Origin of the sequence: Pseudomonas sp. PSE14, from assembly GCF_029203285.1 — a bacterium.
GTDB lineage: Bacteria > Pseudomonadota > Gammaproteobacteria > Pseudomonadales > Pseudomonadaceae > Pseudomonas.
Genome location: NZ_CP115669.1, coordinates 1,136,904 through 1,162,585, shown reverse-complemented (window position 1 = coordinate 1,162,585; position 25,682 = coordinate 1,136,904). Strand labels below are relative to the sequence as shown.

The following is a 25,682-nucleotide window of genomic DNA, read 5'->3' as shown; positions in this document are numbered from 1 at the left end:
CGTTTTTTCGAAGCGTCGTATTAACGCTTGGAGTACTGCGGACGCTTACGCGCTTTACGCAGACCGACTTTCTTACGTTCAACTTCGCGAGCATCGCGAGTTACGTAGCCGGCCTTACGCAGCGGGCTGCGCAGGGTCTCGTCGTATTCGATCAGAGCGCGGGTGATACCGTGACGGATCGCACCAGCTTGACCGCTCACGCCACCGCCAACGACGGTAACGTAGATATCGAACTTCTCGGTGTTCTCGGTCAGCTCGAGCGGCTGACGGACAACCATGCGAGCGGTCTCACGACCGAAGAACTGCTCGATAGTGCGGTTGTTGATGGAGATCTTGCCAGTGCCCGGACGCAGGAAGACGCGAGCGGTAGCGGTCTTACGACGGCCAGTGCCGTAATTTTGAGTCGCCGACATAATGAGCTATCCCGTTAAATCTTCAGTTCTTGAGGCTGCTGAGCGGTGTGCGGGTGGTTGGCACCCTTGTACACTTTCAGCTTGCGGTACATGTCGCGGCCCAGCGGGTTCTTCGGCAGCATGCCTTTGACGGCAGTCTCGATAACACGCTCAGGAGCCTTGGCGATCAGCTTCTCGAAGTTGATCGACTTGATACCGCCCGGGAAGCCCGAGTGATGGTAGTACATCTTGTCGGTAGCTTTGGCGCCAGTGACACGAACCTGCTCGGCGTTGATGACGACGATGTAGTCGCCGGTGTCAACGTGCGGGGTGTATTCCGGCTTGTGCTTGCCGCGCAGGCGGGTAGCAATCTCGGTAGCCAGACGACCCAGGGTCAGGCCAGCAGCGTCGACGACGAACCAGTCGCGCTTAACAGTTTCTGGTTTCGCGGTATAAGTTTTCATTCGTTATAGCCTCAGGGGCCGCCTGAAAATAAGACGGCGAATCTTACTGGACAGTGGTTGCCTTGACAAGTCAAGGACAGCCGAAGACAGACACGAATTGGGGCTCGGGTCGGTGTGCGTCCGTAACGACTAGATGTATCGATCGGCAGGCTTGGCATCCCCCACCGATGAAAGGCTGCGGAATTATGCAGATTCCGGCAGAATTTTCAACCGTGTCACGCACTTGTTTTCATGAGGAGACCTGCATGGAGTACCGCCCGCTCGGCCGCACCGATCTCAACGTCAGCGCACTCTGCCTGGGGACCATGACCTGGGGCGAGCAGAATACCGAGGGCGAAGCCTTCGCCCAGATCGAGCGGGCCAAGGCCGCCGGTCTGAATTTCATCGATACCGCCGAGATGTACCCGGTGCCACCGCGCGCGGAAACCTACACCCGCACCGAGCAGATCATCGGCAACTGGTTCCGCCAGCGCGGGGATCGCGCCGACTGGGTGCTGGCCAGCAAGGTCGCCGGCCCCGGCAACTCCATCAGCCATATCCGCGACGGCCAGCTCAGGCACGATCGCAAGAATATCGTCGAAGCACTCAACGGCAGCCTCAAGCGCCTGCAGACCGACTGGATCGATCTTTACCAACTGCACTGGCCCGAGCGCAGCACCAACTTCTTCGGCCAACTGGGCTACCAGCACAAGGAAGAGAACTTCACCCCGCTGGAAGACACTCTGGAAGTGCTCGACGAGCAGGTTCGCGCCGGCAAGATCCGTCACATTGGCCTGTCCAACGAGACGCCCTGGGGCACCATGCGCTTCCTGCAGATCGCCCAGGAGCGCGGCTGGCCGCGCGCCGTGTCGATCCAGAATCCCTACAACCTGCTCAACCGCAGCTTCGAGGTAGGCCTGGCGGAAATAGCGATTCGCGAACAATGCGGTCTGCTGGCCTACTCGCCGATGGCCTTCGGCATGCTTTCAGGCAAATACTTCGGCGGTGCGCGCCCGGTCAATGCGCGCATCACCCTGTTCAGCCGCTTCACGCGCTACACCAATCCGCAGACCGCCAGTGCCTGCGACCGCTACGTGAGCCTGGCCCGCGAGCACGGCCTGGACCCGGCGCAGATGGCCCTGGCCTTCGTCACCAGCCGGCCGTTCGTGACCAGCAACATCATCGGCGCGACCAACCTCGAGCAACTGGAAGCCAACCTCGGCAGCTTCGAGTTGAAGCTCTCCGACGAGGTGCTGGCCGGCATCGAGGCGATCCACAAGGACCAGCCGAACCCGGCTCCCTGATCGCCCCGCAAACGAAAAAGCCAGGCAATGCCGGGCTTTTTCATCCGCTCAGGTTACAGCGAGCGGGCGATGATTTCCTTCATGATCTCGTTGGTACCGGCATAGATGCGCTGTACACGCGCATCCGCCCAGGCGCGGGCGATCGGGTATTCCCACATGAAGCCGTAGCCGCCGTGCAGCTGCACGCACTCGTCGAGCACCTTGCACTGCAGGTCGGTGGTCCAGTACTTGGCCATCGCCGCGGTAGGTACGTCCAGCTTGCCTTCCAGATGCTGCTCCAGGCAGCGGTCGACGAAGACCCGACCGACCTGAATCTCGGTGGCCATTTCCGCCAGCTTGAATCGAGTGTTCTGGAAATCGGCGATGGACTTTCCGAACGCCTTGCGCTCGCGGGTGTACTCCAGCGTCCACTTCAGCGCCGCTTCGGCGGAGGCCAGCGCGCCCAGGGCCACCGTCAGGCGCTCCTGCGGCAGTTCCTGCATCAGGTAGATGAAACCCTGCCCTTCCTTGCCCAGCAGGTTCTCCTTGGGAATGCGGACGTCCAGGAAGAACAGCTCGGAAGTGTCCTGCGCCTTCATTCCGACTTTCTCCAGGCGCTTGCCCTTGGAGAAGCCCGGCGTGCCCGCCTCCACCAGGAACAGGCTGGTGCCCTTGGCGCCGGCCTTGGGGTCGGTCTTGGCGACCACGATCACCAGGTCGGCCAGCCAGCCGTTGGTGATGAAGGTCTTCGAGCCGTTGATCACGTACTCGTCGCCATCCAGCACGGCAGTGGTCTTCACCCCCTGCAGGTCGGAGCCGGCCCCCGGCTCGGTCATGGCGATGGCCGAGACCATCTCGCCGGAGATCAGCTTGGGCAGGTAACGCTGCTTAAGCTCTTCGCTGCCGTAGTGAAGGATGTAGGGCGCGACGATGTCCGAATGCAGCGAGAAACCGATACCCGTAAGCCCCAGGCGGCCGATCTCCTCGATCACCACGGCGCTGTAGAGGAAGTCCGCCGCCATGCCGCCGTAGGCCTCTGGCAGGTGCGAGCAGAGCATCCCTGCCTCGCCGGCCTTGTTCCACAGCTGGCGATCGACGTGACCGTCTTTTTCCCATTGGGCATGGAAAGGCACCGCCTCCTGTTCGAGGAACTTGCGGACGCTGTCGCGGAACAGCTCGTGGTCGGAACTGAACAGGGTTCTTGGAATCATGCGGTGCACCTGCAGATCGGTTGTAGGAATTATTGGAAGGCCGACTGTAGGACAGCGAGAACCGCTCTGCACTGGACACTTTCGCCAAAAAATAAGACGATCCAGCCGCATCATGACCACTTTAGCGTCATGCCGAGACATCCATAAGAAGTACAAGAATCGATGCCCACCCCAGCTTCCAGCGTGCTGCGCCGCGTCAGCATTCTCGCCACCCATGGCGTCTTCGGCTCCACCCTCATGCAGGCCAAGGACTTCTTCCACATGGCCAGCCTGCGCCACGGCCGCCAGCAAGGGCTCGGCCTGCACCCGAGTTTCGAGACCCGCATCATCAGCCCGGACGGCAAACCGGTGATCAGCTTCAGCGGTGACACCCTGCCGGTGCAGGGCCCGCTGGACGAGCCGGAACTGGTGATCCTGCCCGCCTTCTGGGGTGACTTCGATGAACTCCTGAAGCATTACCCTGAGGTACTGCCCTGGCTGCGCGAGCGCCACGCGGCCGGCAGCGTGCTCTGTGGCGAGGTGTCCGGCGTGTTCTGGCTGGCCGAGGCCGGCCTGCTCGACGGCAAGGAAGCCACCACCTACTGGCGCTTCTTCCGCGAATTCGCCGAGCGCTACCCCAAGGTGCTGCTCAATCAGGAAAAGCACATCGCCGACGCCGACAACATCTACAGCGCCGGCGGCCTGACCTCGGTCCGCGACCTGTACATCTACCTGATCGAGCACTTCTGCGGCGCCGCCGTGGCCCAGGGCGTGGCCCGCGACATCCTCTACGAGGTGCAGCGCAGCTACACCCCCGGCCGCCTCGGCTTCGGCGGACAGAAGCTGCACCACGACCCGACGATCCTGCAGATCCAGCACTGGCTGGAAGAGCACTTCTCGGACAAGTTCCGCTTCGAGGATGTGGCCCGTGAGCACGGCATGAGCATCCGCAACTTCATGCGGCGCTTCCAGGCCGCCACCGGCGACAAGCCGTTGCATTACCTGCAACGGCTGCGCATCGAGACGGCGCGCAACCTGCTGTCCACCACACGCAAGAGCATCAAGACCATCAGCTACGAAGTCGGCTACGACGACGCCAGCTTTTTCGCCCGCCTGTTCCGCCAGCACACCGGGCTTTCGCCGAATCATTACCGACGCCAGTACGAACAGAAGGAAGGCTGAAACACGCCATCCCTAGGATGGGTTCGCGGACTCGTGCGCCGCCCTATGATCGGGGTAGCTCCTGACAACAAGAACCCAACGGGATATCGCCATGCGCCGCTTTCTGCTTGCCCTGCTGGCCGCCTTCAGCCTGACCGCTGTGGCGGACGACACCTGGAAACCCTTCCCCTACGACCAGAGCGCCTTCGACTACAGCGGCGACAAGCTGCGCGCCGCCTGGCCGAAGCTGACCCGCGGCTTTGGCAACTACCCCTTCCCCGACGCTGACTGGGTAGTGACCATGGCGACCCAACATCCCGAAGCCCTGGAGAAGACCGTGACGGCCGGTACCGGTTTCACCGGCAAGCCGGAGGAAGCCCAGATTTATGCGCAGAAGCTGCAGGACGTGTGGCGCAAGGTATTCCGCGGCGACTTCGCCCAGGCCAAGAAAGACGGCCTGGCGCTGGGCGTCGGCGGACAGGTGCCGGGCATGTTTGCCCAGGTGCTCTACGCCATGTTCCTCGCCCCGGAACAGAACGAGAAACAGCGCCTGCTGGAAGAAGTGATCAGCTACACCGACCAGGCCGGCCCGCTGCTCAATGCCGACCCCATCGCCCAGTTCGGCCGCGCCTACGCCAAGGCGCGCCTGGCTGAAGACCTGCCGGTACCGGTAGTGCTCAAGCGCGGTTACACCGGCGACATCCCCAAGGAGCTGGACGCCCTGCTGGCCAAGCAGCCGAATCAACCGTTCGCCCTGGCGCTCTACGGCGGCTACGAGGCAGGCGTGATCCGCAAGGTCGGCAAGCTGGTGGGCAAGATGACCTACGGGGTCAGCGCGGACAAGATGGAGCAGTACTTCGCCCGCTCCTTCCGCGCCGCCAATGACCTGCCGATCGGCCACTACGAATACGCCAATGCGCTGGCCTACGTCTACGGCGAAGATGAAGAGCAGAAAGCGCTGGAGCAGTTGAAGAAAGCAGTGGCAATCAAGCCGATCAACGCCATGGAAGCGCTGGAAGTCGCCCACGCCCAGCAATTGCTGAAGAAGGCGCAGCAGGAAACGGCCCAGCGCTAAGTCTTCACCTGTAGGAGCGAGCTTGCTCGCGAACCGCCCAGCATCCGAGCTACCGGTGAAGTGCTCGCGAGCAAGCTCGCTCCTACGAAAAGCCAAAACGAAAAAGGCTGCCCTAGGGCAGCCTTTTTCGTTTGCCGAACCATCAGGGACGGTGCGGGCGGCTCAGGTATTCGTGGGACTGCATTTCCAGCAGGCGGCTCAGCGTACGCTGGAATTCGAACTCCAGTCGGCCGCCGGCGTACAAATCCTTGAGCTCCACTTCGGCGGAGAGGATCAGCTTGACGTTGCGGTCGTAGAACTCGTCCACCAGGTTGATGAAGCGGCGGGCCATGTCGTCCTTGGCCACGTTCATCTGCTCGACGTTGGAAATCAGGATCGCGTGGAAGATCTTCGCCAGCTCGATGTAGTCGTTCTGGCTGCGCGGGCCGTCGCACAGCTCGCGGAATTCGAACCAGGCCACGTCATCGCAGGTGATGCGCGCGCGGATTTCGCGGTTCTCGATGGTCAGTACGTCGTCGCGGGTCGCGGCGGCGCACTCGGGGGTCAGGGCCTTGAAATCGCGGGTCATGGCCTGTTCGGCCTGCTCGGAAAGCGGCCAGTGGTACAGCTCGGCCTGTTCCAGGGCGCGCAGGCGGTAGTCCACGCCGCTGTCGACGTTGACCACTTCGGTGTATTGCTTGACCAGGGCGATGGCCGGCAGGAAGCGGGCGCGCTGCAGGCCGTCCTTGTAGAGGCCGTCCGGCACGATGTTGGAGGTCGCCACCAGGCTGACGCCGTTCTTGAACAGCTCTTCCAGCAGGGTCGCGAGGATCATCGCGTCGGTGATGTCGGAGACGAAGAATTCGTCGAAGCAGATCACCCGGGCCTCGTCGGCAAAACGCTTGCCGATGATGGTCAGCGGGTTCTTCTCGCCCTTGAGGGTCTTCATTTCCTCGTGGACGCGCTTCATGAAGCGGTGGAAGTGCGTGCGCATCTTCTGCTTGAACGGCAGCGCTTCGTAGAAGGTATCCACCAGGTAGGTCTTGCCACGGCCGACGCCACCCCAGAAATACAGGCCCTTCACCGGCTCCTGGGACTTCTTGCCCAGCAGCCTGCCGAACAGACCGGACTTGCCTTTCTCAGCGGCAACCAGGTCGTCATAGAGGCGTTGCAGGTGCTTCACGGCATTGGCTTGCGCCGCGTCGTGGAAGAAATCGGGGCGTTTCAGGTCTTCCTGGTAGCGCTGAAGAGGCGTCATGATCGGTAGCAAGGTAACGAAAACGGGGGCGCACACTGTAGCGGCGCCCCCGTTGCTTGGCAATTGGCCGGTAGTCGGACCGGCCTGCCAACCCCTCACTCCTGGGGAGCGAGAGCCTCGCGCAGACGCTGCATGGCAGCATCGCGCTCCGCGTCGGTGGAGAATTCCGGGCTGTAGGCCACGGCTTCACCATCCAGGCGCACGCTGAAGGCATTCAGCTCGGCGCGCAGGTCCAGCTCCTCGGACTGCAGGCGCTTGGTCACCTGGCCCGCAGCCTTGCCGTCGGCGAAGGCGATGGAGAGCAGCAGTTGCTCGCCGGCAGCGTCCAGCAGGCGGAAGCGGAAGCCGTCGTCCTCGCGGAAGCTGACGAAGCGCGCGGCCTTGGCAGCCTTCTTCTTGCCTTCGGTGGCCACCTGCACTTGCTCGCGGAACGAACGCAGGCCGACCGCCTCGCGCAGTTCGCCGAGGAACGGCGTGGCGATACGGCGGGCCTTGGCGGCGCCGGCCAGAAGGATATCTTCCAGGTCGGCCGGGCGGGTGATCAGTGCGTGGTAACGCTCGCGAGCCTCGCCCAGCTCATTGTCCAGCAGCTCGAACAGCCGCTGCTTGGCTTCGCCCCAGGCCAGGCCACCGAGCAGGTCGGCGCGGAACGCGGCCTGTTGCTCATGGGTGGAGAACGCCTGGTAGAGAGTGAACAGGTGGGAGCTGTCCGGGTCCTTCGGCTCGCCCGGCGCGCGGGAGTCGGTGACGATGCGCGCCACGGCGTCCTTGAGCTGCTTGGCGGTGCCGAACAGCGGGATCGTGTTGTCGTAGCTCTTGGACATCTTGCGACCGTCCAGACCCGGCAGGGTCGCCACGTCTTCCTCGATCACCACTTCCGGCAGGGTGAACAGTTCCTTGCCGTTGCCGAACAGGTGGTTGAAGCGCTGGCCGATGTCGCGGGCCATTTCCACGTGTTGGATCTGGTCGCGGCCGACCGGCACCTTGTGGGCGTTGAACATCAGGATGTCCGCGGCCATCAGCACCGGGTAGCTGTACAGACCCATGGTGACGCCGGCGTCCGGGTCTTCGCCGGCCTCGACGTTCTTGTCCACCGAAGCCTTGTAGGCGTGGGCGCGGTTGAGCAGGCCCTTGGCGCTGACACAGGTGAGCAGCCAGGTCAGTTCCGGGATTTCGGGAATGTCGGACTGGCGATAGAAAGTCGCCTTTTCAGCATCCAGGCCGCAGGCCAGCCAGGTGGCGGCGATCTCCAGGCGCGAACGCTGGATGCGCGCCGGGTCATCGCACTTGATCAGCGCGTGGTAGTCGGCCAGGAAGTAGAAGGAATCTGCCTGCGGATCGCGGCTGGCAACGATGGCCGGGCGAATGGCGCCAGCGTAGTTGCCCAGGTGCGGAGTACCGGTGGTGGTGATGCCGGTCAGGATACGGGTCGTCATGGGAATCCAGGAATCAACACAAATGAAATGGCGGGCCGGATGGTAACGCGGCGCGGCGCCCTAGGCGAGCCGGGCCTGAATCAGGTCCTTGAGCTCGATCAGCTTGCCGTGGAAGAAATGGCTGCACTCGGGGATGCGGATCAGTTCGTGGGGCTTGGTCAGCTCGGCGCTCCAGGCGTAGACGCGCTCGGGCGTCACCACTTCATCTGCCTCCGGCTGAATCACCGTTAGCGGGCAGCGCTCGGGCAGGTCGACGTCGAAGCGTTCCACCGGCGGGGCCAACATGAACAGTTGCGCCAGCGCAGCACCCTCCTCTTCCAGGCGCTCGGCGGCGTTGCCGGCCACGCAGGAGCCGAAGGAGAAGCCCATCAGCGTCAGCGGCAGGCCCGGGTGTTGCTCGACCAGCCAGCGCGCGGCAGCCAGCGCATCATCGATCTCGCCGCGCCCCTCGGCATAAGCGCCGCCGCTCTGCCCCACACCACGAAAATTGAAACGCAAGGTGGCGTATCCTGCATCCCGTGCGGCGCGCTGCAGGGTGGCGACCACCTTGTTCTGCATGGTGCCGGCGAACAGCGGATGCGGATGGCAGATCAGTGCGACGCCCTTGGCGTCGGGTGTGGCGAGGTGCAGGGCTTCCAGCTGGCCGTCTGGGCCGTCGAGGAACAGGGGGATTTCGCGGGTGGTCAAACAACAGCTCCGTGACCCCGTGGCGGGTCGTCTCGTCTAGCACAATACCTGCGCAGGCGGCGAAGCTATCGCCACGGTATACAAGCACAGGTGCAAGCCGCTAACGTAAAGCAAAGCCGTCTATAGAGGAAGGATTCGCGTGGAACAGTCCCTCACCACCTGGTTGCTGCCGCTACTCGCTCTGATCGTCGGGGGCGCTATCGGCTTCCTGATCGCCCGCCTGCTCCCCAACGCCGCGCCGAACAAGCTGCAGCGTCAGGTGGATGACATGCAGGATCGCTTCGATAGTTACCAGCGCGAAGTGGTGACCCACTTCAACACCTCCGCCAGCCTGATGAAGAAGCTCACCCAGAGCTATCAGGACGTTCAGGATCACCTGTCCGAGGGCGCCGAGCGCCTGGCCCTGGACGAGCAGACCAAACAGCGCCTGCTGGCCGCCCTGCACGCCGACGAATACCCCGAGCGCCGCGAGCGCCTGACTCCGCCGGCAAACAACGAAGCGCCGCGCGACTATGCGCCCAAGCCCAGCGAAGGGCCGGGTACGCTGGATGAGACGTATGGGCTGAAAGGCAAATACTGAGTCTCCGTTACGTAGAAAAAGCCCCGCACTCGCGGGGCTTTTTCATGGAGCACCGAGCCGCTCCTGTCTCTCCTACGAAAGCGGGCACTTCCGCGTCGGATGTCAGGGTGATCGGGAACCAGAAAAGAAAAAGCCCCGCAAATGCGGGGCTTTTTCATCAGCGCTGGATGATCAGATCGCGCCGCGCTGGCGGAGCAGGTCGAGGACCGCCTTGACGCCCTCTTCCACCGACTGAGTCTGGGTGTCGATCACCAGATCGGCATCCAGCGGCACGTCGTAGGGGAAGGACTCACCCGGGATGTTGTCCTGGCCCGCGGCGTACAAGCCCTGCGGATCACGCTCACGGCAGATCTGCGGAGAAGCCTGGACGTAGACGGTGATGAAGCGCTCGGCACCGATCAGCGACTTGGCCTGTTCACGCCCTTCAGCACTCGGGGCAACGAAGGCGCACAGGCTGATGAGACCGGCTTCGTTGAACTGCTTGGCCACATGGGCTGTGCGCAGCCAGTTTTCGTTGCGACCGGCGCGATCCTGCGGCAGGCCCTTGTTCAGGTCGTGGCGCAGGTTCTGGCCGTCCAGCACATAGACCGCACGGCCCATGTCGAACAGCTTGCGCTCGACGGCGTAGGCCAGGGTGCTCTTGCCAGCGCCGGAGAGGCCGCTGAACAGCACGGTGGCCGGCTGCTGGCCGAAGCGTGCAGCGCGCTCTTCGCGAGCTACATGGGCGTTCGCACCGTGGTGGGTGGCAGTCCCGTGGCCCGCTTGCGGGGCGGCGATGATCATACCGGCGCCAACGGTGCCGTTGGTCAGGCGGTCGATGACGATGAAGGCACCGGTGGTGCGGTTCTGGCCGTAGCCGTCCAGCGCGATCGGCGCATCCAGACTGACCTTCACGCGGGCGATCTCGTTGAGTTTGAGTTCGCTGGCGGCGGTCTCTTCCAGGGTATTCACGTCCACCTTGTGGCTGATACTCGGGATGGAGCCCGGCACGTAGCTGGTGGCGCGCTTGATGTCGTATTTCTTGCCCGGCAGCATCGGCTCTTCGGCCATCCACACCAGCATGGCGTCGAAGCCGTCGGTCACCAGCGGACGGTTGTCGGCATGCACCAGCATGTCGCCGCGGGAGACGTCGATCTCGTCTTCCAGGGTCAGGGTAATGGCTTGGCCGGGGCCCGCCTGCTCCAGCTCGCCCTCGAAGGTGACGATGGATTTGACCTTGCTGCCCTTGCCCGACGGCAGGGCCACGACTTCGTCACCCTTGCGCACGATGCCACTGGCGAGGGTGCCGGCAAAGCCACGGAAGTTCAGGTTCGGACGGTTGACGTATTGCACCGGGAAGCGCATGTCGTCGAGGTTGCGGTCACCGGCGATCTCGACGGACTCGAGGATCTCCATCAGCGACTGGCCGGTATACCACGGCGAGCGCTCGGACTTGTTGACCACGTTGTCGCCCTTCAGCGCCGACATCGGCACGAAGTGCAGGGAATTGGTCTTGAGGTTGATCTTGTCGGCAAACTGCAGGTAGTCGGCCTTGATCTGCTCGAATACGCCCTGGTCGAAGCCTTTCAGGTCCATCTTGTTGACGGCGACGACGATGTGCTTGATGCCCAGCAGCGAGGCGATGAAGCTGTGCCGACGGGTCTGTGTCTGCACGCCGTAGCGGGCGTCGATCAGGATGATGGCCAGGTCGCAGGTGGACGCGCCGGTGGCCATGTTGCGGGTGTACTGCTCATGGCCGGGGGTGTCGGCGATGATGAACTTGCGCTTGGCGGTGCTGAAGTAGCGATACGCCACGTCAATGGTGATGCCCTGCTCGCGCTCGGCCTGCAGACCGTCCACCAGCAACGCCAGGTCGACGTCATCGCCGGTGGTACCGACTTTCTTCGAGTCGCGGGTAATGGCCTCGAGGTGGTCCTCGTAGATCATCTTGGAGTCATGCAGCAGGCGCCCGATCAGGGTGCTCTTGCCGTCGTCGACGTTACCGCAGGTGAGGAAGCGCAGCAGTTCCTTGCGCTCGTGCTGGGCCAGGTAGGCGAGGATATCCTCGCTGATCAGATCGGATTGATGCGACATGGTGCGAGAACCTTAGAAGTAGCCCTGACGTTTCTTTTCTTCCATCGAACCGGCCTGGTCATGGTCGATGACCCGGCCCTGGCGTTCGGAAGTTCGCGTCAGCAGCATTTCCTGGATGATTTCCGGCAGCGTGGTGGCGGTGGACTCCACCGCGCCGGTCAGCGGGTAGCAGCCCAGGGTGCGGAAACGCACCATCTTCTTCTGGATGCTTGCCTTCTGCTCGGGCGTGAGGTGCTCGAGGATGCGCTCGTCGTCGATCATGATCAGCGCGCCGTTCATCTCGATGACTTCGCGCTCTTCGGCGAAGTACAGCGGCACGATCGGGATCTGTTCCAGGTAGATGTATTGCCAGATGTCCAGCTCGGTCCAGTTGGACAGCGGGAAGACGCGGATCGACTCGCCCTTCTTCACCTTGCCGTTGTAGACGTTCCACAACTCGGGACGCTGGTTCTTCGGGTCCCAGCGGTGCTTGCTGTCGCGGAAGGAGTAGACGCGCTCCTTGGCGCGGGACTTCTCCTCGTCGCGGCGGGCACCACCGAAGGCGGCGTCGAAGCCGTACTTGTCGAGGGCCTGCTTGAGGCCTTCGGTCTTCATGATGTCGGTGTGCTTGGCGCTGCCGTGGGTGAACGGATTGATGTCCTGAGCCACCCCATCGGGGTTGATGTGGGTGATCAGGTCCAGGCCGTATTCGCTGACCATCTTCTCGCGGAAACGGTACATCTCCTGGAACTTCCAGCGAGTGTCGACGTGCATCACCGGGAACGGCAGCTTGCCAGGAAAGAAGGCCTTGCGCGCGAGATGCAGCATTACCGCGCTGTCCTTGCCGATCGAGTACAGCATCACCGGGTTATCGAACTCGGCGGCGACCTCGCGGATGATGTGGATGCTCTCCGCTTCCAGCTGTTTCAGATGCGTCAGTTTGTCGACCATGGCTACTCACGGAATTGCTTATGGACGGCCTTCGGGCCGTAGACGAGGGCGCACTCTAACACAGCGCAGGGCTCTAACCCGCGCGCCTGTTATACCGAAAAAATATACACATATAGCCGTCCGCGCTCACTGCTGGAGCCCGCGGGATTGCCGGCCGGCAAGGTGCCCCAGCCCCGCTCCGGCAAGCACAGAAAGACTACGCTGGCACAGCGATTCGGGACTCGACCGAAGCAACGGTTCACCTCACGATCGAATCCCGGCACAGGCCCCTGCCGATCATCCGGAAAACGCTTCCTGCAACAGATTGAGAGCCTGTACCTGGCGACTTGCGCTTGCCTGGGAAGCGCTCTGCGCTAGCATAGCGAGCACTTTTCCTGTCCCAGAAGATTTCCCATGCGCCGCATCGCTCTCGCTCTGCCTTTGCTTGTCCTGATTTCAGCGTGCAGCAGCAAACCCACATCCGCTCCCCAGTCGGCTACCAAGCCGCAGGCCCCTACCCTGATCAGCCCCAGCGCCCACCCGGCGTTCGGCTCGGTACAGCCGATCACCCCGCTGCGCGGCGATTACGCCAACAATGCCAATGCCAATCGCTTCATCGACATGATGGTGAGCAAGCATGGCTTCAACCGGCAGAACCTGCATGACCTGTTTGCCCAGACACAGGAACTGGACTGGGTAATCCGCCTGATGGACCGCCAGGCGCCGACCTACACGCCGCCCAGCGGACCGAACGGTGCCTGGCTGCGCTACCGCAAGAAGTTCATTACCCCGGACAACGTGCAGAACGGCGTTCAGTTCTGGAACCAGTACGAAGGCGACCTGATGCGCGCCTACCGTACTTATGGCGTACCGCCGGAAATTATCGTCGGCATCATTGGCGTGGAAACCCGCTGGGGCCGCGTGATGGGCAAGACGCGGATCATCGACGCGCTGGCCACCCTGTCCTTCTCCTACCCGCGCCGCGCCGAGTTCTTCAGCGGCGAGCTGGAGCAGTTCCTCCTGCAGGCGCGCAAGGAAGGCGATGACCCGCTGGCATTGCGCGGCTCCTATGCCGGCGCCATGGGCTACGGACAGTTCATGCCCTCGTCCTTCACCCAGTACGCGGTGGACTTCGACGGCGACGGCCACATCGACCTGTGGAACCCGCGCGATGCCATTGGCAGCGTGGCCAACTACTTCAAGCAGCACGGCTGGATCAGCGGCGACCTGGTGGCGGTGCCCGCCAGCGGCCAGGCGCCGTCGCTGGAGAATGGCTTCCAGACCATGTACCCGGTCGCCACTCTGTCCGCCGTCGGTCTGCGCCCGCAAGGCTCGCTCAGCGGCCACCAGCAGGCCAGCCTGTTGCGCCTGGACATGGGGCGTAACTACCAGTACTGGTATGGCCTGCCGAACTTCTACGTGATCACCCGCTACAACCACAGCACGCATTACGCCATGGCGGTGTGGGAGCTGGGCAAGGCTGTGGGCCAGGCGCGCCAACGCTACGCCACGACCCCTTGAGTGCTCCAGCCGAGGCTGGCTGCTGCCGGCCTCAGGCGGGATTCGGGCAATCGATGAACAGATGTTCGACGGCGAAGCGCTTGGCCAGGTAATCCCCCAGCGCCTGCACCCCGTAGCGCTCGGTAGCGTGGTGGCCGGCAGCGATGAAGCTGATGCCGTTTTCCCGCGCGCTGTGTACGGTCTGCTCGGAGACCTCTCCGGTCAGATAGGCATCGACGCCGGCGGCAATGGCCTGGTCGATATAGCCCTGGGCACCGCCGGTGCACCAGGCGATGCGGCGGATCGGCTGCTCGCCTTCCACCAGCAACGGCTCACGGCCCAGCACGTCACGCACATGGATCGCCAGATCGCTGGGCAGCATGGGTTCGGGCAGCGAACCGACCAGTACGATGGAGCGCGGATTGCCCGGCTCCAACGGCCCTTCGATCTCGAAGCCGAGCTGGCGGCCGAGCTGCACGTTGTTGCCCACCTCGGGGTGCAGGTCCAGCGGCAAGTGATAGGCCAGCAGACTGATGTCGCGACTCAGCAGGGTCTTCAGACGCCGCTGCTTCATACCGACCACACAGGGATTCTCGCCCTTCCAGAAATAGCCGTGGTGCACCAGCACCACATCGGCGTCGGCCTCCACGGCTGCATCCAGCAGCGCCTGGCTGGCGGTCACACCGGAAACGATGCGGCGCACCTGCGGGCGGCCCTCGACCTGCAAGCCGTTGGGGCAGTAATCCTGGACCTTCGCGGCGTCCAGGTAGCGGTCGGCTTCCTCGACCAGAGTGCTCAGTGCGATAGCCATAGAAATTCCTCCAAACACGGCTACAGGCGTCTATTTTCTTGGCGCGCCGCCCGTATAATGGCCGCCACCCTATCGGCCATCCCCCGGCCAAGCAACCCCAAGGATTTTCTTCGATGCTGAAGGCCCTGCGTTTCCTCGGCTGGCCCGTGCTGGTTGGCGTCCTGTTGGCGCTACTGATCATCCAGCATAACCCCCAGTGGGTCGGCCTACCGCAACAGGAAGTGCATCTGCAGCAAGCGCCTCTGCTCAGCCGTCTCCAGCAGGGCCCGGTCAGCTACGCCGACGCCGTGACCCGCTCTTCGCCCGCCGTGGCCAACCTGTACACCACCAAGATGGTCAGCAAGCCGAGCAACTCGATGCTCGACGACCCGCTGTTCCGCCGTTTCTTCGGCGATAACCTGCCACAGCAGAAGCGCATGGAGTCGAGCCTGGGCTCGGCGGTGATCATGAGCCCGGAAGGCTACCTGCTGACCAACAACCATGTGACCGCCGGCGCCGACCAGATCATCGTGGCGCTGCGCGACGGCCGCGAAACCATTGCCCACCTGGTCGGCAGCGACCCCGAGACCGACCTCGCGGTGCTGAAGATCGACCTCAAGGACCTGCCCTCGATCATGCTCGGCCGCTCCGACGGCATCCACACCGGCGACGTCTGCCTGGCCATCGGCAACCCCTTCGGCGTCGGCCAGACCGTCACTATGGGCATCATCAGCGCCACCGGCCGCAACCAGCTGGGCTTGAACACCTACGAAGACTTCATCCAGACCGACGCGGCGATCAACCCGGGCAACTCCGGCGGCGCGCTGGTGGACGCCAACGGCAACCTGATCGGCATCAACACCGCGATCTTCTCCAAGTCCGGCGGATCCCAGGGCATCGGTTTCGCCATCCCGACCAAACTGGCCCTGGAAGTCATGCAGTCGATCATCGAGCACGGCCAGGTGATTCGCGGCTGGCTCGGCGTGGAAGTACAGCCGTTGACCCCGGAACTGGCGGAATCCTTCGACCTCAAGGGCAAGGCTGGTATCGTCGTCGCCGGCGTCTACCGCGACGGCCCCGCCGCCAAGGCCGGCCTGCTGCCGGGCGACATCATCCTGAACATCGATGGCGAGGCCGCCAGCGATGGCCGCCGTTCGATGAACCAGGTGGCGCGCACCAAGCCAGGCGAGAAGATCCAGATCCAGGTACTGCGCAATGGCAAGCCGGTAACGCTGAACGCCGAAGTCGGCCTGCGTCCGCCGCCGACTCCAAACGGCGGCTGATCCAGCCCGCTGCTTCAAAGAAAAACGGCGCCCAAGGGCGCCGTTTTCTTTTGCAGCCTGGATTACAGCTTCAAGCGCAAGGCATCCACCAGCGCTTGGTTCTGCTCCTCGGTGCCGATGCTGATGCGCAGGAACTGGTTGATCCGCTGCTGCTTGAAGTGACGCACGATCACGCTCTCCTCGCGCAGGGCCGCGGCCAGTTCGGCGCCATCACGCTGCGGGTGGCGGGCGAAGATGAAGTTCGCCGCCGACGGCAGCACCTCGAAGCCCAGGGTATTGAGCTCTGCGACCAGCTTCTCGCGGCTGTGGATAACTGCGTTGCAGGTCTGCTCGAAGTAGGCCTGGTCCTCAAACGACGCCACCGCGCCGGCCAGCGCCAGGCGGTCCAGCGGGTAGGAGTTGAAGCTGTTCTTCACCCGTTCCAGCGCCTCGACCAGGTCTTCGTGACCGACCGCGAAGCCGACCCGCAGGCCGGCCAGGGAGCGCGATTTGGACAGGGTCTGTGCAACCAGCAGGTTCGGGTAGCGATTGACCAGGGAAATCGCGCTCTCACCGCCGAAGTCGACGTAGGCCTCGTCCACCAGCAACACGCTGTCGGGGCTGGCTTGCAGCAGACGCTCGATGGCCTCCAGCGGCAGCAGGCAACCGGTGGGGGCGTTGGGGTTGGGGAAGATGATGCCCCCGTTGGGACGCGCGTAATCCTCGACTCGGATCTGGAACTGCTCATCCAGCGGCAGCGCTTCGAAGTCGATACCGTAGAGGCCGCAGTAGACCGGGTAGAAGCTGTAGGTCACGTCGGGGAACAGCAGCGGCTTGCCGTGCTGGAACAGCGCGTGGAAGGCGTGGGCCAGGACCTCGTCCGAACCGTTGCCGACGAACACCTGGGAAGCCTTTACGCCGTGGTACTCGGCAATGGTCTGCTTCAGGCGATCGGCGTTGGGGTCCGGATACAGGCGCAGCGTGTCGTTCAGCTCGGCCTGGATCGCGGCGACCACCTTCGGCGACGGGCCGTAGGGGTTCTCGTTGGTGTTCAGCTTGACCAGCTTGGCCAGCTTCGGCTGCTCACCCGGAACGTAGGGCACCAGCTCCTTGACGAAGGGACTCCAGAATTTGCTCATCGGTTACTCCCCCTTGTCCAGAATGCGGAATTCGGCGCTGCGCGCGTGGGCGGTCAGGGACTCGCCACGAGCCAGGATCGATGCGGTCTTGCCCAGCTCGGAAGCCCCCGGCGCGGAGCAGAAGATGATCGAGGAACGCTTCTGGAAGTCATACACGCCCAGCGGCGAGGAGAAACGCGCGGTGCCGGAAGTCGGCAGCACGTGGTTCGGGCCGGCGCAGTAGTCGCCCAGCGCCTCGGCGGTGTAGCGGCCCATGAAGATGGCGCCGGCATGGCGGATCTTCGGCAGCCAGCTTTCCGGATCGGCCACCGACAGTTCCAGGTGTTCCGGGGCGATGCGGTTGGCGACCTCACAAGCACGGTCCTGGTCGGCGACCAGGATCAGCGCGCCACGGTTGGTCAGCGAAGTGCGGATGATCTCGGCACGCTCCATGGTCGGCAGCAGCTTCTCGATGCTCGCCGCAACCTTGCCAAGGAACTCGGCGTCCGGGCTGACCAGGATGGCCTGGGCATCTTCGTCGTGCTCTGCCTGGGAGAACAGGTCCATGGCGATCCAGTCCGGATCGGTGCCGCCGTCGCAGACCACGAGGATCTCGGACGGACCGGCGATCATGTCGATGCCGACCTGGCCGAACACATGGCGCTTGGCGGTGGCGACGTAGATGTTGCCCGGGCCGACGATCTTGTCTACCTGCGGCACACTCTCGGTGCCGTAGGCCAGCGCGGCCACGGCCTGGGCGCCGCCAATGGTGAAGACGCGGTCGACACCGGCGATGCAAGCGGCTGCCAGGACAATTTCATTGATCTCGCCGCGCGGGGTCGGAACCACCATCACCACTTCGGCGACGCCGGCGACCTTGGCCGGAATGGCGTTCATCAGCACGGAAGACGGGTAGGACGCCTTGCCACCCGGTACGTACAGGCCGGCACGGTCCAGCGGGGTGACCTGCTGGCCAAGCACGGTGCCGTCGGCCTCGGTGTAACGCCAGGAGTCCTGCTTCTGCTTCTCGTGGTAGCTGCGCACGCGCTCAGCGGCAACTTCCAGCGCTTCACGCTGAGCCGGGGTGATGCGGGTCAGGGCCAGTTCCAGACGCTCACGCGGCAGGATCAGGTCGGCCATGGACTTGGCGTCGACGCCGTCGAAACGCTGGGTGAACTCCACCACGGCGGCGTCGCCACGGTTGCGCACGTCGGCGATAATGTCCAGCACGCGCTGGTTCACCGCATCGTCGGACACGCTTTCCCAGGAGAGCAGATGGTCCAGATGACGCGCGAAGTCCGGATCGGCGGCGTTGAGTCGACGGATAGCGAAGGGTGCGGTCATAGCTGGCCTCTTTAATTGGCATGATCTCGGGCGCCGCAAGACTATCAAGCCTACCGTGCGGGCACCCGAGAAAATTTGGCTATGACACGGATAGGCGGACGCAGCCAGACGGCCGCGCTAGGAATTACGCCCGGTGTCGAGACTCCACCGCTTCACGCAGGGTGTCGATCAGCGCCTGGATGCGAGCATGCTGCATCTTCATCGAGGCCTTGTTCACCACCAGGCGCGAGCTGATGTGCGCGATCAGTTCCTGGGGCTCCAGGCCGTTCGCACGCAGGGTATTACCGGTGTCGACCACGTCGATGATCTTGTCGGCAAGGCCGACCAGCGGTGCCAGCTCCATGGAGCCATACAGCTTGATCACATCGACCTGGCGGCCCTGTTCGGCGTAGTAGCGCTTGGCGACATTGACGAACTTGGTGGCCACGCGCAGGCGCCCCTTGGGCTCCAGCGCACCGACCGCGCCGGCGGTCATCAGCTTGCAGTTGGCGATCTTCAGGTCCAGCGGCTCGTACAGGCCCTGGCCACCGTACTCCATGAGCACGTCCTTGCCCGCGACGCCGAGGTCGGCGGCGCCGTGCTCGACATAGGTCGGCACGTCGGTGGCGCGCACGATCAGCAGGCGCACGTCATCGAGGGTGGTGGGGATGATCAGCTTGCGGCTCTTGTCCGGATTCTCGGTCGGCACGATGCCTGCCGCTGCGAGCAGCGGCAGGGTGTCGTCGAGGATGCGGCCCTTGGACAGGGCAATCGTCAGCATGGTCTGGCTCAGCCCTAGCCCGGCACGCGGCGAATCTTCGCCCCGAGCAGTTGCAGTTTCTCTTCGATGCACTCGTAACCACGGTCGATGTGGTAGATGCGGTCGATCATGGTGTCGCCTTCGGCCACAAGCGCAGCGATCACCAGGCTGGCGGACGCGCGCAGGTCGGTCGCCATGACCGGTGCGCCCTTGAGCTGCGGAACGCCGGTGACGATGGCGGTGTTGCCTTCGACCAGGATCTGCGCGCCCATGCGGTTCATTTCATAGACGTGCATGAAGCGGTTCTCGAACACGGTCTCGATGACCGCGCCGGTGCCCTCGGCGATGGCGTTCAGGGAAATGAACTGGGCCTGCATGTCGGTCGGGAATGCCGGGTACGGCGCGGTGCGGATGTTTACCGCCTTCGGCCGGTTGCCCTTCATGTCCAGCTCGATCCAGTTGCTGCCGGTGTTGATGTGCGCGCCGGCTTCAACCAACTTGGCCAGCACGGCCTCGAGGATGGTCGGATCGGTGTCTTTCAGCTTGACGCGACCACCGGTGGCGGCGGCGGCAACCAGGTAGGTGCCGGTCTCGATACGGTCGGGCATGACGCTGTACTTGGCGCCGCCCAGGCGCTTCACGCCGTTGATCACGATGGTATCGGTGCCGGCGCCCTGCACATCACCGCCCATGGCGTTGATGCAGTTGGCCAGGTCGACGACCTCGGGCTCGCGGGCTGCGTTTTCCAGCACGGAACGGCCATTGGCCAGCGCAGCGGCCATCATGATGTTCTCGGTACCGGTCACGCTGACGGTATCGAAGAAGAAGTGCGCGCCACGCAGACCGCCGGCCGGAGCCTTGGCCTTGATGTAGCCGCCTTCGACGGTGATCTGTGCACCCATGGCTTCCAGACCGCGGATGTGCAGGTCCACCGGACGCGAACCAATAGCGCAACCGCCGGGCAGCGCGACTTCGGCCTCGCCGAAGCGGGCGACCATCGGACCGAGCACCAGGATCGACGCACGCATGGTCTTCACCAGCTCGTAGGGCGCCACCAGGGTCTTGATGGTGCTGGCGTCGACTTCGACGTTGAGCTTCTCGTCGATGATCGGCTGCACGCCCATGCGGCCGAACAGCTCGATCATGGTGGTGATGTCGTGCAGGTGCGGCAGGTTGCAGACGGTCACCGGGGTGTCCGCCAGCAGGGTCGCAGCGAGGATCGGCAGCGCGGAGTTCTTGGCGCCGGAGATGCGGATCTCGCCATCGAGACGAGTGCCGCCGGTAATGATCAGTTTATCCATTGCAATGTTTCCCCGTGGGCTCAGGAACGCTCGGCCCAGGCGGCGCGGCTGAAGAATTTCATGGTGACGGCATGGATGGCGCCGGAGGCGATCCACTCGTTCAGGTGGGCATAGATCTGCTGCTGACGTTTTACCGGGCTCAGGCCGGCCAGTTCGTCACTGATCAGGTTCAACTGGAAGTTGCAGCCTTCACCTTCCACTTCAACCTGGGTACCTGACAGTTTCGATTCCAGGAAGTTTTTGACTTCTACGGCCTGCATGCTCAACCTCGTTCGGCGCCCTACGCGCGCGGGTCGGCCATGATACAAAAAAGCCCCCCGCCTGCGAACCCCGCCAGGGGAAGTCGCGGACGGAGGGCTTTGCTTCGTACGTCAGTGCTGCAGCGGCAGGATCTCCAGGAGACCGCCAACCTTGGCGATTTCCTGCATGTCGTTGGGCATTCCGACGATCTGCAGCGTCTTGCCGGCCTTGCGCGCATCACGGGTGAAGGACAGCAGCAGCGACAAACCGACGCTGCTGGAACGCTCCACTGCCGAGCAGTCCAGGCGCAGGGCGCCGGCCTTGCTCGCGGCGATCAGGCAACCGCCCTGCTCGCGCAGCGCAGGCCCGGTGCTGTAATCCAGCACACCGGCCAGCGCGAGCTCGCCATCGGCGCGCTGCGTGATGCTGCCTTGGCTCATTGGGCGCCGCCTTCCGGCTTCTGGCCCTTGGCCGCTTCCTGGGCATTGGCAACCACCTGGCCCCAGCCAGCGATGGTCTTCTCCAGGTCATTGCGGTTCTTCTGCATGGAGTCGGCGAACTGGTCGCGGAACAGCTTGCCGATGTTGATGCCGTTGATGATCACGTTACGCAGACGCCAGTTGCCGCCCTGGTTGACCATGGTGTACTGCACCGGATAGACGGCACCATTGGTACCGACCACTTCCATGTTCACCGACGCGCGGTCCTGGTCCTGCTTGCCGGTGTTCAGCACGCGAATGGTCTGGTTGTCGTACTCCAGCAGGGCATTGCCGTAGAACTGGAACAGGCTGCTCTTGAAGGCTTCCTCGAAGCGTTTGATCTGCTCCGGAGTGGCGCCGCGCGAATACTTGACGGTCATCACGCCCTTGGCGATGCCCTCGGAATCCACCACCGGGCCGAGAATGCGGTTCAGGGTGTCGTAGAACGCCTGGGGATTGGCCTTGTAGTTGGCCTTGTTGGTTTTCAGATCAGTCAGCAGGCTGTCGACGGTCTGCTGTACCACTTGCTGTGCGGTCTGCTCGGCCTGAGCGAACAGCGGCAGCATGGCGAGCACGACCAGAAGGCCACGACGCAAGGTTTTCAACATGGAATCAATCCTCATTTCTTCGAGTCGTCTTTGTTGACCGAATTCAGCAGGAATTTGCCGATCAGGTCTTCGAGCACCAGGGCGGACTGGGTGTCCTTGATGGTATCGCCGTCCTTGAGCAACTCCTCGTCGCCGCCGACGCTGATACCGATGTACTTCTCACCCAGGAGACCTGCGGTGAGGATGGATGCGGTGGAATCGTCCGGCAGGTTGTTCACCTGGCGGTTGATTTCCATGGTCACGCGACCGCGGTAGGTGTCGTGATCCAGGTCGATCGCGGTGACCTTGCCGATGGTCACGCCAGCCATGGTCACCTTGCCACGCACGGTAACGCCGGAAATATTGTCGAAATAGGCATACAGCCTGTAGGTGTCGCCCGTGTTGCCGATGGTCAGACCGCTGACCCGCAGGGCCAACAGCAGCAGGGCCAGCAGACCGGCCAGAATGAACAGGCCTACACCGATTTCCAGGGTGCGGGTTTGCATCAGAAGTCTCCAAACATCAAAGCGGTCAGGATGAAGTCCAACCCCAGCACGGCCAGGGAGGCATAGACTACGGTGCGCGTCGTTGCGCGACTGATACCTTCCGAGGTGGGCTCGCAGTCATAGCCCTGGAAGACGGCGATCCATGTCACCACGAAGGCGAACACCACGCTCTTGATCACACCATTGAGGACGTCCTTGGTGAACAGCACGCTGTTCTGCATGTTCGACCAGTAGGAACCTTCGTATACGCCCAGCCAGTCCACCGCGACCATTGCCCCACCCCAGATGCCGACGACACTGAAGATAGTCGCCAGCAGAGGCATGGAGATGAAACCGGCCCACAGGCGCGGCGCAATGATGTACTTGAGCGGATCGACGCCAATCATCTCCAGGCTCGACAGCTGTTCAGTGGACTTCATGTTGCCGATTTCGGCGGTCAGCGCCGAACCGGCACGCCCCGCGAACAACAGACCCGTCACCACCGGCCCCAGTTCACGCAACAGGGTCAAGGCCACCATCTGGCCAACCGCCTGCTCGGAACCATAGCTCACCAGGATGTTGTAGCCCTGCAGGGCAAGCACCATGCCGATGAACAGCCCGGACACCACGATGATCGCCAGCGACAGCACACCGACGGAGTACAGCTGCTTGACCAGCAACTGGAAGGCACCGCTGTGAACGCCACGACCGAAGATCGCATGCACCAGGAACAGGGTCGAACGGCCGAGCGCCTCCAGGACATCGAGGCCAGCGCGCCCGAGCAGACGAATTCGCTCGAGCTGTGAAATCTTGCGCATCAGCGTTCTCCCAGCAGATCGACGCGATAATCGCGGGCAGGATAATGGAACGGCACGGGACCGTCGGGGATGCCCTTCATGAACTGGCGCACGCGCGCATCGTCGAGCTGCTGCAACTGATCCGGCGTCCCGTGCCCCAGCACGCGGCCGTCGCCGACAATATAGATGTAGTCGGCGATGCTGGCGGTCTCCGCCAGGTCGTGGGATACCACGATACTGGTGATGCCCAGCGCATCGTTGAGCAGGCGGATCAGGCGCACCAGAACGCCCATGGCGATCGGGTCCTGCCCCACGAAAGGCTCGTCGTACATGAGGATCTGCGGATCCAGCGCGATCGCCCGCGCCAGCGCCACGCGGCGCTTCATGCCGCCGGACAGCTCGTCCGGCATCAACTCCACCGCCCCGCGCAGACCCACGGCTTGCAACTTCATCAGGACGATGTCACGAATCATCTCTTCAGGAAGCTGGGTATGCACCCGCAGCGGGAAGGCGACGTTCTCGAAGACATCCAGGTCGGTGAACAACGCACCGCTCTGGAACAGCACGCCGAACTGCTTGCGCATGTCGAACAGGTCGCTGCGCCCCAGCGTGGGGAGGTTCTGCCCGTTGACCCACACTTCGCCCTTCGACGGGCGCAGCTGGGCGGCAATAAGCCGCAACAGGGTGGTCTTGCCGCAACCCGAGGGCCCCATGATCCCGGTGACCTTGCCGCGCGGGATGCGGATGTCCACGTTATCGAAAATCGCACGCTGGCCGCGCCTGAAGGTCAGCCCCTTCAACTCGACAGCGTATTGGTCGTTCGTGCTCATAGAACTCCTTGCATCACGGCACTGTCCCTGTAGCCCACCCCCACGACGAGAGCACGGCCCGGCGTGACAGGCCGAACGGCCGCGAACTATAGCACCCCGGCAAGCCGCGCCCCAAGGCCTGCACAGGGGTCGTTAAGGCAATGTTCAGCAAAATACGCTCACATTAAGAATGTGTGTAATGAGCGTTTGGCACTTTCCCGTTATAATCTCGCCCTTCATTTCGCCCCACGCCTTTCGAACATGAGCCAGAAACACGATTTCATCCACTCGGCGCAACGCACTATCCGTCTTGAGCGCGACGCCGTGGACTCACTGCTGGCGCGCATCGGCGCGAACTTCACCCAGGCCTGCGAGCTGTTGCTGGCCTGCACCGGTCGCGTGGTAGTGGTCGGCATGGGCAAGTCCGGGCACGTCGGCAACAAGATCGCCGCCACCCTGGCCAGCACCGGCACACCGGCATTCTTCGTCCACCCGGCTGAAGCCAGCCATGGCGACATGGGCATGATCACCCGTGACGACGTGGTCATCGCGCTGTCCAACTCCGGCTCGACCGCTGAAATCGTCACCCTGCTGCCCCTGATCAAACGCCTGGGCATCACCCTGATCAGCATGACCGGCAATCCGGAGTCGCCGCTGGCCAAGGCCGCGGTGGTCAACCTGGACGCCAGCGTCGAGCAGGAAGCCTGCCCGCTGAACCTCGCCCCCACTTCGTCGACCACGGTGTCGCTGGTGCTCGGCGACGCCCTGGCCATCGCCCTGCTGGAAGCCCGCGGCTTTACCGCCGAGGACTTCGCCTTCTCGCACCCCGGTGGTGCGCTGGGCCGCCGCCTGCTGCTCAAGGTCGAGAACGTGATGCACGTCGGCGAGGAGCTGCCCCAGGTGCTGCAGGGCACCTCGCTCAGCGGCGCGCTGCTGGAAATGACCCGCAAGGGCCTGGGCATGACCATCGTCCTCAACGATGCGGGCACGCTGGCCGGCATCTTTACCGACGGCGACCTGCGCCGCACCCTGGACAAGGGTCTGGACGTGCGCCAGGTGAGCATCGACCAGGTCATGACCGTCCACGGCAAGACCGCGCGTCCCGACATGCTGGCCGCCGAAGCCTTGAAAATCATGGATGACCACAAGATCAGCGTCCTCGTCGTGGTCGATGAGGAAGATCGTCCGGTGGGCGTCCTGCACATCCACGACCTGACCCGCGCGGGAGTGATCTGAATGAGCGCCGACCTGCTGCAGCGCGCCAAGGCCGTTCGCCTGGCGGTCTTCGACGTCGACGGCGTGCTGACCGACGGCAAGCTCTACTTCCTGCCCGACGGCGGCGAATTCAAGACCTTCAATACTCTGGACGGCCATGGAATCAAGATGCTCATGGCCTCCGGCGTGCGCACCGCGATCATCACCGGCCGCTCGAGCCCGGTGGTCGAGCGCCGGGCCAAGAACCTGGGCATCACCCACCTGTTCCAGGGGCGTGAAGACAAGCTGGTCGCCCTCGATGAACTGCTCGCCGAACTCGGTCTAGGCTATGAGGAAGTCGCCTACCTGGGTGACGACCTGCCCGACCTGCCCGCCATTCGCCGCGCCGGCCTGGGCATGGCAGTGGCCAGCGCCGACCCATTCGTCCGCCAGCACGCCGATGGTGTCACCCAGGCACGTGGCGGCGAAGGTGCGGCCCGCGAGTTCTGCGAGCTGATCCTGCGCGCCCAGGGCAATCTCGAAGCTGCCCAGAACGCGTACCTCTAGAGCT

27 protein-coding genes are annotated in these 25,682 nt (G+C 63.5%); 8 read left to right on the top strand and 19 right to left on the bottom strand.

All coding sequences use genetic code 11. The features are described 5' to 3' along the window. Positions 1-20: 20 nt before the first annotated feature. The gene (gene rpsI, locus O6P39_RS05405; protein WP_259759389.1) at positions 21-413 is read right to left on the bottom strand and encodes a 30S ribosomal protein S9; all 393 of its coding nucleotides are present in this window, start codon (positions 411-413) and stop codon (positions 21-23) included. A gap of 14 nt (positions 414-427) precedes the next feature. Continuing rightward, positions 428-856, bottom strand: coding sequence for a 50S ribosomal protein L13 (gene rplM, locus O6P39_RS05400; protein ID WP_015475857.1), 429 nt, complete (start codon positions 854-856; stop codon positions 428-430). A gap of 245 nt (positions 857-1,101) precedes the next feature. Between rplM and O6P39_RS05395 the strand changes: the two genes are divergently transcribed. After that, a complete protein-coding gene (locus O6P39_RS05395) occupies positions 1,102-2,139 on the top strand; it encodes an NADP(H)-dependent aldo-keto reductase (RefSeq protein WP_275610377.1) in 1,038 nt (345 codons plus the stop codon). Positions 2,140-2,192: 53 nt separating this feature from the next. Here the strand turns inward: O6P39_RS05395 and O6P39_RS05390 are convergent, their stop codons facing one another. Beyond that, positions 2,193-3,338, bottom strand: a complete 1,146-nt coding sequence (locus O6P39_RS05390) for an acyl-CoA dehydrogenase family protein (protein WP_275610376.1) — start codon at positions 3,336-3,338, stop codon at positions 2,193-2,195. Between the two features lie 252 nt (positions 3,339-3,590). On the opposite strand from O6P39_RS05390, the gene O6P39_RS05385 reads away from it, so the two are divergent. Further along, a complete protein-coding gene (locus O6P39_RS05385) occupies positions 3,591-4,490 on the top strand; it encodes a GlxA family transcriptional regulator (RefSeq protein WP_275611894.1) in 900 nt (299 codons plus the stop codon). Positions 4,491-4,581: 91 nt separating this feature from the next. Continuing rightward, a complete protein-coding gene (locus O6P39_RS05380) occupies positions 4,582-5,544 on the top strand; it encodes a hypothetical protein (RefSeq protein WP_275610375.1) in 963 nt (320 codons plus the stop codon). A gap of 142 nt (positions 5,545-5,686) precedes the next feature. Here the strand turns inward: O6P39_RS05380 and zapE are convergent, their stop codons facing one another. The 3 genes from zapE to O6P39_RS05365 all read right to left on the bottom strand — a co-directional run bounded on the left by zapE (position 5,687) and on the right by O6P39_RS05365 (position 8,904). Continuing rightward, positions 5,687-6,781, bottom strand: a complete 1,095-nt coding sequence (zapE, locus tag O6P39_RS05375; protein WP_275610374.1) for a cell division protein ZapE — start codon at positions 6,779-6,781, stop codon at positions 5,687-5,689. A gap of 95 nt (positions 6,782-6,876) precedes the next feature. Beyond that, positions 6,877-8,217 (bottom strand): tryptophan--tRNA ligase, encoded by a 1,341-nt coding sequence (locus O6P39_RS05370; protein ID WP_275610373.1) that lies wholly within the window; start codon positions 8,215-8,217, stop codon positions 6,877-6,879. Positions 8,218-8,277: 60 nt separating this feature from the next. After that, entirely contained in the window at positions 8,278-8,904 is a 627-nt protein-coding gene (locus tag O6P39_RS05365; RefSeq protein WP_275610372.1) for an alpha/beta hydrolase, read from the bottom strand. A gap of 139 nt (positions 8,905-9,043) precedes the next feature. Here O6P39_RS05365 and O6P39_RS05360 point away from each other — a divergent pair, with 139 nt between their 5' ends. Continuing rightward, positions 9,044-9,484: a DUF1043 family protein gene (locus tag O6P39_RS05360; RefSeq protein ID WP_207883698.1), complete on the top strand. Its 441-nt coding sequence runs from the start codon at positions 9,044-9,046 to the stop codon at positions 9,482-9,484. 171 nt (positions 9,485-9,655) lie between these two features. On the opposite strand, the gene cysN is transcribed toward O6P39_RS05360, so the two are convergent. Together cysN and cysD are read right to left on the bottom strand one after the other, a co-directional pair. Next, complete coding sequence (gene cysN, locus O6P39_RS05355; RefSeq protein WP_275610371.1) at positions 9,656-11,557, bottom strand: sulfate adenylyltransferase subunit CysN; 1,902 nt, start codon at positions 11,555-11,557, stop codon at positions 9,656-9,658. A 12-nt stretch (positions 11,558-11,569) separates the two neighbouring features. Then, complete coding sequence (cysD, locus tag O6P39_RS05350; RefSeq protein ID WP_275610370.1) at positions 11,570-12,487, bottom strand: sulfate adenylyltransferase subunit CysD; 918 nt, start codon at positions 12,485-12,487, stop codon at positions 11,570-11,572. A 393-nt stretch (positions 12,488-12,880) separates the two neighbouring features. On the opposite strand from cysD, the gene mltB reads away from it, so the two are divergent. Beyond that, complete coding sequence (gene mltB / locus O6P39_RS05345; RefSeq protein WP_275610369.1) at positions 12,881-13,987, top strand: lytic murein transglycosylase B; 1,107 nt, start codon at positions 12,881-12,883, stop codon at positions 13,985-13,987. 31 nt (positions 13,988-14,018) lie between these two features. Here mltB and O6P39_RS05340 read toward each other — a convergent pair whose 3' ends face one another. Beyond that, on the bottom strand, positions 14,019-14,777 hold the full coding sequence (locus O6P39_RS05340) for a Nif3-like dinuclear metal center hexameric protein (protein ID WP_275610368.1): 759 nt from the start codon (positions 14,775-14,777) through the stop codon (positions 14,019-14,021). 113 nt (positions 14,778-14,890) lie between these two features. On the opposite strand from O6P39_RS05340, the gene algW reads away from it, so the two are divergent. After that, on the top strand, positions 14,891-16,039 hold the full coding sequence (algW, locus tag O6P39_RS05335; RefSeq protein ID WP_275610367.1) for a Do family serine endopeptidase AlgW: 1,149 nt from the start codon (positions 14,891-14,893) through the stop codon (positions 16,037-16,039). 62 nt (positions 16,040-16,101) lie between these two features. Here the strand turns inward: algW and hisC are convergent, their stop codons facing one another. From hisC to O6P39_RS05285, 10 genes are all read right to left on the bottom strand, one after another. Next, a complete protein-coding gene (gene hisC / locus O6P39_RS05330) occupies positions 16,102-17,157 on the bottom strand; it encodes a histidinol-phosphate transaminase (protein ID WP_275610366.1) in 1,056 nt (351 codons plus the stop codon). A 3-nt stretch (positions 17,158-17,160) separates the two neighbouring features. Continuing rightward, on the bottom strand, positions 17,161-18,480 hold the full coding sequence (gene hisD / locus O6P39_RS05325; protein ID WP_275610365.1) for a histidinol dehydrogenase: 1,320 nt from the start codon (positions 18,478-18,480) through the stop codon (positions 17,161-17,163). Between the two features lie 124 nt (positions 18,481-18,604). Next, on the bottom strand, positions 18,605-19,240 hold the full coding sequence (hisG, locus tag O6P39_RS05320) for an ATP phosphoribosyltransferase (RefSeq protein ID WP_275610364.1): 636 nt from the start codon (positions 19,238-19,240) through the stop codon (positions 18,605-18,607). A gap of 14 nt (positions 19,241-19,254) precedes the next feature. After that, positions 19,255-20,520, bottom strand: a complete 1,266-nt coding sequence (murA, locus tag O6P39_RS05315) for a UDP-N-acetylglucosamine 1-carboxyvinyltransferase (protein ID WP_275610363.1) — start codon at positions 20,518-20,520, stop codon at positions 19,255-19,257. Positions 20,521-20,540: 20 nt separating this feature from the next. Then, on the bottom strand, positions 20,541-20,780 hold the full coding sequence (locus O6P39_RS05310) for a BolA family protein (protein WP_275610362.1): 240 nt from the start codon (positions 20,778-20,780) through the stop codon (positions 20,541-20,543). A 111-nt stretch (positions 20,781-20,891) separates the two neighbouring features. Continuing rightward, positions 20,892-21,200 carry an STAS domain-containing protein gene (locus O6P39_RS05305; RefSeq protein WP_275610361.1) on the bottom strand — a complete coding sequence of 103 codons (309 nt, stop codon included), beginning with the start codon at positions 21,198-21,200 and terminating at the stop codon, positions 20,892-20,894. After that, positions 21,197-21,847, bottom strand: a complete 651-nt coding sequence (locus O6P39_RS05300) for an ABC transporter substrate-binding protein (RefSeq protein WP_275610360.1) — start codon at positions 21,845-21,847, stop codon at positions 21,197-21,199. Before O6P39_RS05300 ends, O6P39_RS05305 begins: the two co-directional genes overlap by 4 nt. 11 nt (positions 21,848-21,858) lie before the next feature. Then, a complete protein-coding gene (gene mlaD, locus O6P39_RS05295; RefSeq protein ID WP_275610359.1) occupies positions 21,859-22,332 on the bottom strand; it encodes an outer membrane lipid asymmetry maintenance protein MlaD in 474 nt (157 codons plus the stop codon). Beyond that, entirely contained in the window at positions 22,332-23,129 is a 798-nt protein-coding gene (gene mlaE / locus O6P39_RS05290) for a lipid asymmetry maintenance ABC transporter permease subunit MlaE (RefSeq protein WP_275610358.1), read from the bottom strand. The genes mlaD and mlaE overlap by 1 nt, the downstream gene beginning before the upstream one ends. Further along, positions 23,129-23,938 (bottom strand): ATP-binding cassette domain-containing protein, encoded by an 810-nt coding sequence (locus tag O6P39_RS05285; protein WP_275610357.1) that lies wholly within the window; start codon positions 23,936-23,938, stop codon positions 23,129-23,131. Before O6P39_RS05285 ends, mlaE begins: the two co-directional genes overlap by 1 nt. Positions 23,939-24,178: 240 nt before the next feature. Between O6P39_RS05285 and O6P39_RS05280 the strand changes: the two genes are divergently transcribed. Together O6P39_RS05280 and O6P39_RS05275 are read left to right on the top strand one after the other, a co-directional pair. After that, positions 24,179-25,153, top strand: coding sequence for a KpsF/GutQ family sugar-phosphate isomerase (locus tag O6P39_RS05280; protein WP_275610356.1), 975 nt, complete (start codon positions 24,179-24,181; stop codon positions 25,151-25,153). Further along, a complete protein-coding gene (locus O6P39_RS05275; RefSeq protein ID WP_275610355.1) occupies positions 25,154-25,678 on the top strand; it encodes an HAD family hydrolase in 525 nt (174 codons plus the stop codon). It begins immediately after the preceding gene. Positions 25,679-25,682: the final 4 nt, after the last annotated feature.

Excerpts from the sequence above, each read along its gene's own strand:
- rpsI (WP_259759389.1), bottom strand. The coding sequence starts at position 413 with ATGTCGGCGACTCAAAATTACGGCACTGGCCGTCGTAAGACCGCTACC.
- rplM (WP_015475857.1), bottom strand. The coding sequence starts at position 856 with ATGAAAACTTATACCGCGAAACCAGAAACTGTTAAGCGCGACTGGTTC.
- O6P39_RS05395 (WP_275610377.1), top strand. The coding sequence starts at position 1,102 with ATGGAGTACCGCCCGCTCGGCCGCACCGATCTCAACGTCAGCGCACTC.
- O6P39_RS05385 (WP_275611894.1), top strand. The coding sequence starts at position 3,591 with ATGGCCAGCCTGCGCCACGGCCGCCAGCAAGGGCTCGGCCTGCACCCG.
- O6P39_RS05380 (WP_275610375.1), top strand. The coding sequence starts at position 4,582 with ATGCGCCGCTTTCTGCTTGCCCTGCTGGCCGCCTTCAGCCTGACCGCT.
- zapE (WP_275610374.1), bottom strand. The coding sequence starts at position 6,781 with ATGACGCCTCTTCAGCGCTACCAGGAAGACCTGAAACGCCCCGATTTC.
- O6P39_RS05370 (WP_275610373.1), bottom strand. The coding sequence starts at position 8,217 with ATGACGACCCGTATCCTGACCGGCATCACCACCACCGGTACTCCGCAC.
- cysN (WP_275610371.1), bottom strand. The coding sequence starts at position 11,557 with ATGTCGCATCAATCCGATCTGATCAGCGAGGATATCCTCGCCTACCTG.
- cysD (WP_275610370.1), bottom strand. The coding sequence starts at position 12,487 with ATGGTCGACAAACTGACGCATCTGAAACAGCTGGAAGCGGAGAGCATC.
- mltB (WP_275610369.1), top strand. The coding sequence starts at position 12,881 with ATGCGCCGCATCGCTCTCGCTCTGCCTTTGCTTGTCCTGATTTCAGCG.
- O6P39_RS05340 (WP_275610368.1), bottom strand. The coding sequence starts at position 14,777 with ATGGCTATCGCACTGAGCACTCTGGTCGAGGAAGCCGACCGCTACCTG.
- algW (WP_275610367.1), top strand. The coding sequence starts at position 14,891 with ATGCTGAAGGCCCTGCGTTTCCTCGGCTGGCCCGTGCTGGTTGGCGTC.
- hisC (WP_275610366.1), bottom strand. The coding sequence starts at position 17,157 with ATGAGCAAATTCTGGAGTCCCTTCGTCAAGGAGCTGGTGCCCTACGTT.
- hisD (WP_275610365.1), bottom strand. The coding sequence starts at position 18,480 with ATGACCGCACCCTTCGCTATCCGTCGACTCAACGCCGCCGATCCGGAC.
- hisG (WP_275610364.1), bottom strand. The coding sequence starts at position 19,240 with ATGCTGACGATTGCCCTGTCCAAGGGCCGCATCCTCGACGACACCCTG.
- murA (WP_275610363.1), bottom strand. The coding sequence starts at position 20,520 with ATGGATAAACTGATCATTACCGGCGGCACTCGTCTCGATGGCGAGATC.
- O6P39_RS05310 (WP_275610362.1), bottom strand. The coding sequence starts at position 20,780 with ATGCAGGCCGTAGAAGTCAAAAACTTCCTGGAATCGAAACTGTCAGGT.
- O6P39_RS05305 (WP_275610361.1), bottom strand. The coding sequence starts at position 21,200 with ATGAGCCAAGGCAGCATCACGCAGCGCGCCGATGGCGAGCTCGCGCTG.
- O6P39_RS05300 (WP_275610360.1), bottom strand. The coding sequence starts at position 21,847 with ATGTTGAAAACCTTGCGTCGTGGCCTTCTGGTCGTGCTCGCCATGCTG.
- mlaD (WP_275610359.1), bottom strand. The coding sequence starts at position 22,332 with ATGCAAACCCGCACCCTGGAAATCGGTGTAGGCCTGTTCATTCTGGCC.
- mlaE (WP_275610358.1), bottom strand. The coding sequence starts at position 23,129 with ATGCGCAAGATTTCACAGCTCGAGCGAATTCGTCTGCTCGGGCGCGCT.
- O6P39_RS05285 (WP_275610357.1), bottom strand. The coding sequence starts at position 23,938 with ATGAGCACGAACGACCAATACGCTGTCGAGTTGAAGGGGCTGACCTTC.
- O6P39_RS05280 (WP_275610356.1), top strand. The coding sequence starts at position 24,179 with ATGAGCCAGAAACACGATTTCATCCACTCGGCGCAACGCACTATCCGT.
- O6P39_RS05275 (WP_275610355.1), top strand. The coding sequence starts at position 25,154 with ATGAGCGCCGACCTGCTGCAGCGCGCCAAGGCCGTTCGCCTGGCGGTC.